The following is a 9,825-nucleotide window of genomic DNA, read 5'->3' as shown; positions in this document are numbered from 1 at the left end:
CGTTTTCAACAAACTTTTTTGCAATAGTAAAACCTATTCCTTTTCCTCCTCCTGTTATTAATACTTTTTTCTGCATTGATGTTTTATTACTGTTGACAATATTTGAGCGGACTAAATCCCTCCAATTTACCAAATTAACTTGGATTGCTTGTTATTCGTTTTCTGTTAAAATATCTCTTACTTCCATTAAAGCAAATCCCAGAAGATTAAGTCCTCTCCATTTTAGTGGATTTTCGGCCAGTTTGTTGTCCTTGGCAAGCCCAATTCCCCAAATTGCATCTACGGGGCTGGCTTCTACCAATATGCGTTTATTGGTCGATAGTAGGTAGTTTTTTAGATCCTTGTTTTGTGAGAATTTAGCGAGATTACCTCGTTTAACGATTTCATACCTGTGTTTAAGCCAGATATCTTCATTAAACCCGATAACCTCACGTCCGAATTGTTTGGCCTGAGCAGGGGATTTTGAGTTTATTATTTTATCAAGGTTATCTAAGTCATTGAAAAGTCTGGCTTTTTCAGCCATCATATATTGTTCTGCTGAAGTATATTCAACTCCATCAATTTCAAATTTGGATGTCCACCATTGACTAAAACAGCTATTTCCAATTTCACCATTCTTTAGTTTTTGATGCCCCCAAAAGAACAAGAACTTATGTTTTTTTCCGGTCTGAAAGTCTTTTCTTATTAAGTCTATGTTATACTTCATGTGTTATTGTTTAGTAATCCTGATTGGCAAGCCACGTTTCTATTCCTATGATTTATAAAGTTTGGTCTGTTATATCCAAACGGATGTTAATAAATTCATTACGATTTCAATCAAGAAACTGTGTGTGTGAGTCATGCAATATAGAAGAATTGGTTGGTATAAGAGGCGCACCGACCTTGCAATAATCCTATGAGCCATTAGCTCGATCGGCAGCTGTTGTTTCCTATTTTTGGATTATCAAATCTACTATTAGTCCAATTACTGCTGCTACCAAAGAAAAAGTTAAATACCCCAATATGTAAGCAAAAAATGCCTTAACATAGCTCATTGGTTTTCTCTCGTCAAAAAATTGTCCTAATGCATAAGTAATATAAATAAATCCAACAGCACCTCCCACTTTCATTAAATTGATATGGGTCAATCCCTTAATCATTCCAAATGTTGAATATATTAACATTCCGGTACCCATTACGAAGCAAAGAAGTATTAGAATCTCAAAAAGATTGAATGGATATTTCCTAAAAAATAGCTTCAACCACAATCCAATAAAAGCAGCCATTATAATATTTGCGTAACCATAATTTCCTTGAACCCATTTGAAGATTTCAAGAAGTGCAGATTCTTCATTGCCTGAATAATTTATATAATCATCTTCAAAGTGAAAAATCTTAACAAATATTGTATATATCACAGAGGTAATAAGGATATACATAATCGGTTTCACAAGACGATTTCTGTCTTCGGAAATAAATGCTCTGATATTTTTCCTGGGCCTTATAAGTAATTCTTTTATTGTGTATAAAATTCCTTTTTGGAAATTGAATACGCTTCCAATCTCAGATAAAATATAATGACTATCTACTCTTTTCAATTGTTGAGGACGTCCGCAATTTGGACAGTAATTTTGGGTTACCTCTGTTTCGCAGTTTTTACAAAAATCCACCATCTTTTATTTTAAATTCCGCTCTTTTAACAATTTTTCCAAGGCTTTATCTTTATTAGATTTTTGCATCAATTTGTATGCGAAAAACAACGGTATTAAAGTGAGAAATCCCCAGCTATTTACAACAAAACTGTAAATAACGATTCCTATCAGGAATCCGATAAAGAAGGCATTGGTTATGGAATTTGATTTCTTTCTTTTAGCTTCTGCTAATAGTTCCTGGTCTGTTAGTTCTGATAGATCTTTTTGCTTCATCTGTATTATTTAGTTAGTATGTTTGGTTATAACGCGTAGCTTATATTGTGCCACGGCAAGCTACACTTTATTGGCTATAGTGTGCCTTACATGGTAAATATATAAAAGTTCTTTTAGTTACTGAAAGAAAGTCTATAAGAGACAATTTCTCTAAAGGAGAGAGGCAGAAGAGAAGGAGTGTCAGAATACTCAATGGAACGGAATCCCGAAGAATGAGTGTATCCAATTGTGTGACCAGTGAGCTTTCCGGCAATTGGTAATATTACCGGAATGCATAACTGTGAGACGAATGAATTAATGGATTAAGTACGCAAAGGAAATATGCATACCATTTACATTTTAGTCCAGTTTTTCATTTTGACAACTCCAATTTTCATCTGCTTTTTCAATGCTCTTGGGAAATACCTTAAATAAAAATTTGGCAACAGGATTTATGAAAGAGTAAGTTTTACCTTCCTTAATTATGGTGTACTTACCACTAGTATCAGGTGGTGGATTTTTGCCCAAACTCAGAGCAAAAGCACATTTTCCATCATATTTTATATTGTTATTTTCCATTTTTTTAATTAATTCCTTCCATTTGTTTAACTGGTCTTACTTCCATAATACCTTCTTCATCATGGAACATAGGGTTCGCTTTTGCAATTTCAATAGCTTCTTCCATATTGTTGGCCATTATGTGGAAATAACCTACTATTACTTCTTTTGATTCGTTAAACGGGCCATCCTTAAAAACTCCTTTATTGCCATGGATGACTGCTCCGTTCATTTCCAGGGGTTGTGCACCCTTCAGTTTGCCAGCCTCCATTAGTTCACCAATATATTTACCAATCTTTTGAACGTGGGCTTGTTGCTGTTCTGGTGAGAGATCGTCAAAATGATCGCCATTAGTCTTAATAAAAATCATAAATTCTTGCATAGCTCAAATAATAAAATGATTTAACAAAGTTGTTTTATACCCGATAGTCAAATGAAGTGAAGTAAAAGTGACATAGAGTTCTAAAAAAAGATCAAACTTTTTTAGAGTACTCCTCCAATTTTCTATTTATTAATAGCTTATGTCTTGGTTCAAGCGGTAATTTTAATGCCTCATTTAAGAGTTTAATAGCAGTTTTTGGTTGATTATTCTGAAAATAGAGTTCGGCTATTGTGGTGTAATAAGGCAAATAAGAGAGGAACTCAGATTTATTTTTTATACTGATGAGTTGTTCGAGTGCTTTTTGTGGGTTACCAGTTTTAGAAAGAACGATAGCCCGGTTGAGTAAGACTATTGGAGATTTATCAATTTCCATAAGTATGTCGTACATGGATAATATGCTTTCCCAATCTGTGGAATCATAATCGGGCGCAGTACAATGCTGAGCTGAAATGGTAGCCAGAATGTGATAAATAGAAATGTTGTTTTGTTGTGTGGCAAACTCCAGGTAATAAAGTCCTTTTTTAATCAAATCTTTGTCCCATTGGCTTCTGTCTTGATGTTCCAAGTCAAGAACATTGTCAAATTCGTCGGTCCGGGAATTGAAACGGGAAGCATTTAAAGTCATCAAAGCCAACAATGCATATACGTTGGATGACTTTATATTTGAGTTTGATGCAATTATTTCTGCAAGGCGGGTAGCTTCTTCGCAAAGCTCATAGCGAATCGGATGATCACCAGAGGAAGCATTGTAGCCTTCGTTGAACAACAGATATATGGTTTCAAGCACGCTTGAAAGTCGCTCTTCGAGTTCTTTACCAATGGGTACTTCAAAAGGAATGTTTGTTTCCTTTATTGTTCTTCTGGCTCTTACCAACCTTTTGTTGATATTTTCTTCGGTGGTAAGAAAGGCTTTAGCAATCTCTAAAATGCTGAATCCACAAAGAGTTTTAAGTGTGAGGGCAACTTGTGAATCGGATGAAATGGATGGATGACAACAGGTGAAAATCATTCGTAACTGGTCGTCTTCAATTTCTTTGTCTGTAAAAATGCGTTTTAGCGCAGGCTCTAAAGTCCATTCGGACTGCAGGTAATGGGCAACTTCAGATACATATTTCCTTTTGTACTTTTCCCTGTTTAGAATATTTACTGCCTTGTATTTTGCAACCTTGTAAATCCAGCCAACCGGATTCTCAGGTACGCCATTATACGTCCATTTGTTCAGTGCTTCGGCAAAGGCTTCTTGTACTACATCCTCAGCAAGTTCGATATTGGAAGTTCCAAATGTTTTGGTTAATACCGAAACGAGTTTACCATACTCGTGCCTGTACAGGTGATCTATTTCGTAGGATATGTTCTTTTTATCCTTGCTCATGTTTCTAATACGACTAACTGTTAATATTTAGAAAAGTATCCTGTTTCGTATTATTTTCCTGTCAAGTTACATTAATATGCTCTTATGAGTCAGGGAAATTGCTTTTAAACAGTAATTAAAATTTTAGAACCACAGATTGCACCAATTAACACAAATTGTTCCGCTTTGCGGAACTAAAAATTGGTGTAATTCGGGAATTGAAAATCAGCGAAGCTAAATTTGTGGTTAAAAGATAAAAATTGATCTATCTATATTTTTAAAAGCGATTTCCCTGCCTTATGAGTAAGTAGAACGTAGTTTTGAAGATTTAGCAAAGTTTCGTTTAGCGATTTCATCCTTGTATTAAGCCAAATAGCTTCTTTCAGGCTTTCTTTTAATCTTAATCAGCTCTTTGATATCACTTAGGTGGATTTCATCTTTGCATCGAATCCAAACCCATTTACCGTCATGATATTGTTTCGTGTTTTCAATCATGTCAATTATAGTCTTTGAAAACGACGCTCTTTTTCCTGTTATTTTCTCTAATTCAGGTTTTCCAAAAGTCAGTAGTACAGTAAAACTTTCCCTCTCCGGAAATAGTGTTACAATAGTCTTTTTGCCCTTTTTATATTGCACTGCCCAACCATATTTTTTACCGCCAAATAAAATCTTTTTATCAAGATTGTAGGAGTTATCAATAAAGGTCAATAAATCTTGCTATGCGTTTTGAACCTGTCTGTCCTCAATAAGTTGTTCAATACTTTTATAGTCAGGTATTAATTCCGGATTTAACAATCTTGAATTTGGATAATTAATCTTTCTTATTTCATCCAGCCTCTTTTTGTTTTCGTAAGGCTTAATGCATTTTGAGTATTCTTTTCCTGAGATAATTTTGTCCTTAGAAAAGTCCTCACGGATTACTTTTCGTTGATTAAATAATTCGCATGGATATTCTTTACATTGTGAACAGTTTTCTATCCCTTTCTTAATCACGCAAGGTCGAACAGGGCAATTGTCATCAATAAGTTTAGGATGATCACAGGAAATGCATCCTTCACAATATATTTCCTGAGCAGGAATTCGAAATCCATATATTTTATGCCATGTGTCACTAAGAAACTCCCTTTGGTCGTCATTCTCGATATTGTCTTTATAGGCAAGACATAAATCGCATCGGTATCCGCATCTTGTTAAAATCTCTTTGGGCATAATGTTACTGGTTTGGTTCTACTTAATATATACAACATATCGTATAATTGCAGAGTAACTGCTATTTGATTAAACGAGCGGTTGGAATCCACCATAGGCCATTCGTTTGGCATCAAAGATCATTCTTGACGGGTCTGTTAATGGATCAATTAAATCTTTCATTCTCGGGTCGGCCGAAACTCGCTCATTGACGAGATCACGCGTCTCACGAGAATCAAACACAACCCATCCGAATACAATGGCTTCATCCTCTTTTGCATCGATGAGCTCCGGAAAAGAACATATACCTTCCATACTTAAATCCTCACCAACATACTCGAAGTAGGCAAGTGCGCCATGTTCTTTCCAAATTTCAGCAACTGCTTTAGCCGCACGCCTGTATTCGTTCAGGTGATTTCGTGGAACGGGAAGAACGAATCCATCTATGTAATTTTCCATGTTTTCCTTCATTCTATTCGTTTTTTGACTTGGTTAATCTGTTGATTTCTTCTCTTCTGTTGTTCAACGGTGAGTATAAGAATAAAGGCAGGTAGTGGTGCTCTTTTTTAATCAGTCAACAAGAAATTTTAAGCGAATTGTTACCCTCCAATTTACCAAATTAACTTGGAATACTTACTATTTTTTGTCTGTTTATATATCTCTTGCTTTCAAAGAAGTGCATCTCCAAAGATTAAGCCTTTTCTATTTTAATGGGTTTTCGGCCAGCCTGTTGTCCTTGGCAAATTCTATTCTTAAAATTATATAGGCTGACCATGTTTTAAAGATTGCAATTCATAAAGCATGACCCGATATAACAGAATAAGTGTAACTAAATCATTTGCTTTCTAAGCTGGGAACTTTATTGAGGGAGATTGCTTTTTCAGGTTATGTGTGAGGAAGTGTTGGTTGGTGTATAACACGGTGACAAGACTACTATCCTATCATCAGTCTACTCGATTGCTTTATTTCTTTAATTCCTTTTTAATCAAATGTGCAATATTAACAGGAGCCACAAAAATCTTAACCAGATAATATCCTGATAACAAAGTTATAATAGCAAAACCCATTATTGTAAAATATATCTTCCAATTATTCATTCCTTCAATTATAAATATTAAATAAAACGCAATTGAAATTAGAGTAACGGCGACAAGAAAAAACGAAACAAATATAAACTTCTGAATTCCTGAAATTTTGACTTCTAATTTATCTTTATCGTATTTAAAATATTGCTCTGCAATTTTAATTTGATAATTTGAGAATTTGTTTGATATCCTGCTATCCTCAATCATTTTAAATTGTTCAGAACTTACTTCAAAACCTTTCAACTCATGAATTACCAATCTTTTATATTCTTCTAATACATGAGCTTTAAATTCTTCATCGAGGTTTAACCCAATTACTTCCTTTAAAATTTGATAAGCATTTTCTCGTTTTCTTTTCCGATTAAAAACAAATAGTCTTTCCTTAATAATTCCAGCTGCTAAACCGGTTAATGCTGTCAAAAAAGGGATAATTAATAGTAGTACTTTCATTTGTTTAATTTCTTATAATGAGTTTGGATAATATTTGAAAACTAATGCTGTATAATTCTTAATCGTTTTTATACTACTTTAGAGAAACAATAACATTAACCTCAAGAGTTTAATTTTGCTATTTCTGCAAAATATAGGCTGCCTAAAAGATAGCTGCATGAGGGTTTTAATACCCCATGCAGCATATTGCAGTTTAGTTTATTCGATAATCTATATTAGCATCATATTTAGGTATATATAGTAGTCCAATAATAAAATAACCATTCCCTTTTTCCTTAATAAATGGGGAACAATGTGTACTTTCTGAATCCTTTGTTTTTAAATCAATGTCAGACATTTTAGTAACATTCCCATTAGAAATTGTAAGTTCTCCATTTTGATGATTAATTAAGTTCACCTCACCAGTAAATGAATCTTCAGATAAACGTACATTTTCAAACGAATAGGTTTCACAATTATCCACATTAAAAAATGGCATTCCTAAATTATGCTGAAGTTGTGCATTTGAGACGTATACCTCTGCGTCATAAATTTTTAATCCATGTGAACAACTATCAGCCTTAATATTCTCAAGGTATGTTCTACCTTTTGATATATTAAATCCTGCAGCTTTGCCACCGCAATAACCAATAGCTTGACAATTAACCAATGTATTATTTTTGGAAGTTGAACTAAAATTGAAACCATAATAACCACGTTCTGTACTTAAATCTATAAGATTTGTTCTAGCAATACAGTTTATAATATAACAATCTTCAGTAGGTTCACCTGGATTATGTCCAAAATTAAAACCATTGTGATAACGATTGTTTTCAACTCTACAATTGCTGATTGTTGAATTTTTAGTGTCAAAGCCTATTCCGCTAGCACCAGCATTATACACATAACAGGAGTTTATTGTATTTAAACTACCTTGACCAACTTGAATACCAGACCATGATCCTGCTTCACCCAAAAAAGTTACATTATCAATAGTGGAATTCTTACAATCCTTTACTCCAATACCTTCATACATCCATTTTGTCAACGTCAAATCGTGTATAAAGATATTTGAGCAATTATAAAAGCCTACAGTATGAAAAGTGTTTTGCGGTGGTTGATAATTTCTGGAAATATTATTCTCAATAGTTTTCACTGAAATCTCAATGTTAGAACTATTATTAAACCTTATTAATCTATGATAACTTCTATCATAATCCTTTAATAGAACACCATTACCATCAATCACCCCATTTCCAATAATTTTTACATTTTCAACTGAATCACCCCTGATTAGATCAAATTGATCTTCAATGCTATTATAATAGCGATTTCTAATTCTTAAAATTCCATCAATAATGAGCGTTTTATTTGAAGGAACATTTAAATAGCCATTATTAACATCGATAATAAAAATGTGATCGGCATCAAAATGAATTGTTTTTACTTCAGGATTGTCTAATAAGTCTTGAATTTCTTGTCTACAATCTGTATTACCATCACTAATAACACCAGATTTTATAACACTGACAAAACCTGAACCATCTATTAATTCTGATTCAGTATTTTCATTTATCGTTTCTTTTGTACAACCTAAAATGCTAATAATTAAAAAAAAACAAACAGATTTTTTCATGTTATAATTAAAATTTATTGATTAATATTTCATTAATATGGTTCTTCCATTTAATAACTTGTAACACCTTTACTTTTTTGAATGTAATTTAATTGTTTAATTCTTGTATGGTAGTATATTTGGAATTGTGACTAACATTATACTTAACGGCCTCTCTCTCTACATTGCTCGTCAACTAATAATTTAATCTTGCTAATTCTTCGGGATCTAAGAATTAATGTCAACTCTCATACAACTAAAGCATTTCTATTATTTCTCCCTAACAAAAACATTCCACTATACAATCCATAATGTATAGTGGAATAATTAACATCAACCTGTATCATCTGTCAGGTTTCTATCAGTTTTGTTCTTCTTCGGTGCTGGCTTTTTTACGGCCCTGGCGTTGGCGGGCTTGTACCTCCATTTCATCAATGCTTTCCATAATGGCATTCATTAACTCGCTGTACGCAGTATTATCGGCAAATTCACTTTGGTAAGCCCAGCCCGGAAGTACTTTTTCCAATAAATCAACACCTTGCTTACCCAGTTCGCCGGCTGCAGTTATGTCTGGCTTAATGGCCGCATATTCAGCCTTTTCAAGGTATATCTGCTTCACATTCTCAACCGCATCTTTCCACGCGTTGTATTCAGGCTGAATGCCCAGGTCGAATATAAACTGCTGGTTATCCTTTTCGCTCAGTTCCGTTATCAGGCTTTGCGATACAGCCAACTGCTTTTTATTGCCAAAGCGTTGCAGGCTCCAGCCATGACGGCGAATAATTTCTTCGATACGGCGGGCCTTACCGCGCGAATCCCTGTCAATTATAGTATACAGATTTGATTCTAAAGCCGTGCGAAAGCAAAGATAACCGTCATCCTGTGACTCATCAGCCTCATTAATCTGTTCGCTAAAACTGCTGCTGCGAGACAGGTGTAAGGCCTGTTCCATCTCCGTTCTTATGGAACGAAAACTTTGAAGAATAGGAGCTATCTCTGGTAAAGTCTCTAAACGGCTTTCAAGCATATGTTCAACCGTTTGAAAAATGATAAAACGCTCGTGAATGTTAAACAGGTAAAAGGGAATTGTTCTCATTTCTTGTAGTTTTTATTAGTGATAAGTTTTATAAAGGGAACCTGAATATAGAAATCAGAATTCAAATAAAAAAGTACTTACGACAAATGTTTATTGTGTAAAAAGCCTTTTATCATTGTTTTAGAGAAATATTAGTTATCAAAAGGATTAACTATTTTTAAAGCTAACACTCAGATATCAACTATTTTACAGTTGTAGTTATCTTCTGGCTGTATGGGAGTGGCAATTTGTTATTTAA

Annotated in this window: 12 protein-coding genes; all 12 read right to left on the bottom strand. The window is 34.0% G+C overall.

Annotated elements, in window-relative coordinates; translation table 11 throughout:
* Positions 1-151 precede the first annotated feature (151 nt).
* The 12 genes from ybiA to AC4MRQ_RS23125 all read right to left on the bottom strand — a co-directional run bounded on the left by ybiA (position 152) and on the right by AC4MRQ_RS23125 (position 9,587).
* Positions 152-706 (bottom strand): riboflavin biosynthesis intermediates N-glycosidase, encoded by a 555-nt coding sequence (ybiA, locus tag AC4MRQ_RS23180; protein WP_491200108.1) that lies wholly within the window; start codon positions 704-706, stop codon positions 152-154.
* A 223-nt stretch (positions 707-929) separates the two neighbouring features.
* The gene (locus AC4MRQ_RS23175) at positions 930-1,652 is read right to left on the bottom strand and encodes a DUF3667 domain-containing protein (protein ID WP_491200107.1); all 723 of its coding nucleotides are present in this window, start codon (positions 1,650-1,652) and stop codon (positions 930-932) included.
* A gap of 3 nt (positions 1,653-1,655) precedes the next feature.
* Complete coding sequence (locus AC4MRQ_RS23170) at positions 1,656-1,904, bottom strand: hypothetical protein (protein WP_491200106.1); 249 nt, start codon at positions 1,902-1,904, stop codon at positions 1,656-1,658.
* Positions 1,905-2,243: 339 nt separating this feature from the next.
* Entirely contained in the window at positions 2,244-2,462 is a 219-nt protein-coding gene (locus tag AC4MRQ_RS23165) for a hypothetical protein (protein ID WP_491200105.1), read from the bottom strand.
* Between the two features lie 4 nt (positions 2,463-2,466).
* Positions 2,467-2,811: a YciI family protein gene (locus AC4MRQ_RS23160; RefSeq protein ID WP_491200104.1), complete on the bottom strand. Its 345-nt coding sequence runs from the start codon at positions 2,809-2,811 to the stop codon at positions 2,467-2,469.
* A 103-nt stretch (positions 2,812-2,914) separates the two neighbouring features.
* Positions 2,915-4,195 carry an RNA polymerase sigma factor gene (locus AC4MRQ_RS23155; RefSeq protein WP_491200103.1) on the bottom strand — a complete coding sequence of 427 codons (1,281 nt, stop codon included), beginning with the start codon at positions 4,193-4,195 and terminating at the stop codon, positions 2,915-2,917.
* A gap of 342 nt (positions 4,196-4,537) precedes the next feature.
* A complete protein-coding gene (locus AC4MRQ_RS23150; RefSeq protein WP_491200102.1) occupies positions 4,538-4,882 on the bottom strand; it encodes a DUF3788 domain-containing protein in 345 nt (114 codons plus the stop codon).
* 9 nt (positions 4,883-4,891) lie between these two features.
* Positions 4,892-5,383, bottom strand: coding sequence for a DUF3795 domain-containing protein (locus AC4MRQ_RS23145; RefSeq protein WP_491200101.1), 492 nt, complete (start codon positions 5,381-5,383; stop codon positions 4,892-4,894).
* 69 nt (positions 5,384-5,452) lie between these two features.
* A complete protein-coding gene (locus AC4MRQ_RS23140) occupies positions 5,453-5,833 on the bottom strand; it encodes a DUF1428 domain-containing protein (RefSeq protein ID WP_491200100.1) in 381 nt (126 codons plus the stop codon).
* Between the two features lie 491 nt (positions 5,834-6,324).
* Entirely contained in the window at positions 6,325-6,897 is a 573-nt protein-coding gene (locus AC4MRQ_RS23135) for a hypothetical protein (RefSeq protein ID WP_491200099.1), read from the bottom strand.
* A gap of 193 nt (positions 6,898-7,090) precedes the next feature.
* Positions 7,091-8,512, bottom strand: a complete 1,422-nt coding sequence (locus AC4MRQ_RS23130) for a right-handed parallel beta-helix repeat-containing protein (protein ID WP_491200098.1) — start codon at positions 8,510-8,512, stop codon at positions 7,091-7,093.
* A 340-nt stretch (positions 8,513-8,852) separates the two neighbouring features.
* Complete coding sequence (locus AC4MRQ_RS23125; protein ID WP_491200097.1) at positions 8,853-9,587, bottom strand: DUF6261 family protein; 735 nt, start codon at positions 9,585-9,587, stop codon at positions 8,853-8,855.
* Positions 9,588-9,825: the final 238 nt, after the last annotated feature.

The organism is Carboxylicivirga sp. (assembly GCF_982718395.1).
The sequence above is the reverse complement of the archived record's forward strand: the minus strand, read 5'-3'. Positions and strand labels throughout refer to the sequence as shown.

Bases quoted from the DNA above. Each gene is read 5' to 3' on its own strand.
- ybiA (WP_491200108.1), bottom strand. From the start codon at position 706: ATGAAGTATAACATAGACTTAATAAGAAAAGACTTTCAGACCGGAAAA.
- AC4MRQ_RS23175 (WP_491200107.1), bottom strand. From the start codon at position 1,652: ATGGTGGATTTTTGTAAAAACTGCGAAACAGAGGTAACCCAAAATTAC.
- AC4MRQ_RS23170 (WP_491200106.1), bottom strand. From the start codon at position 1,904: ATGAAGCAAAAAGATCTATCAGAACTAACAGACCAGGAACTATTAGCA.
- AC4MRQ_RS23165 (WP_491200105.1), bottom strand. From the start codon at position 2,462: ATGGAAAATAACAATATAAAATATGATGGAAAATGTGCTTTTGCTCTG.
- AC4MRQ_RS23160 (WP_491200104.1), bottom strand. From the start codon at position 2,811: ATGATTTTTATTAAGACTAATGGCGATCATTTTGACGATCTCTCACCA.
- AC4MRQ_RS23155 (WP_491200103.1), bottom strand. From the start codon at position 4,195: ATGAGCAAGGATAAAAAGAACATATCCTACGAAATAGATCACCTGTAC.
- AC4MRQ_RS23145 (WP_491200101.1), bottom strand. From the start codon at position 5,383: ATGCCCAAAGAGATTTTAACAAGATGCGGATACCGATGCGATTTATGT.
- AC4MRQ_RS23140 (WP_491200100.1), bottom strand. From the start codon at position 5,833: ATGAAGGAAAACATGGAAAATTACATAGATGGATTCGTTCTTCCCGTT.
- AC4MRQ_RS23135 (WP_491200099.1), bottom strand. From the start codon at position 6,897: ATGAAAGTACTACTATTAATTATCCCTTTTTTGACAGCATTAACCGGT.
- AC4MRQ_RS23130 (WP_491200098.1), bottom strand. From the start codon at position 8,512: ATGAAAAAATCTGTTTGTTTTTTTTTAATTATTAGCATTTTAGGTTGT.
- AC4MRQ_RS23125 (WP_491200097.1), bottom strand. From the start codon at position 9,587: ATGAGAACAATTCCCTTTTACCTGTTTAACATTCACGAGCGTTTTATC.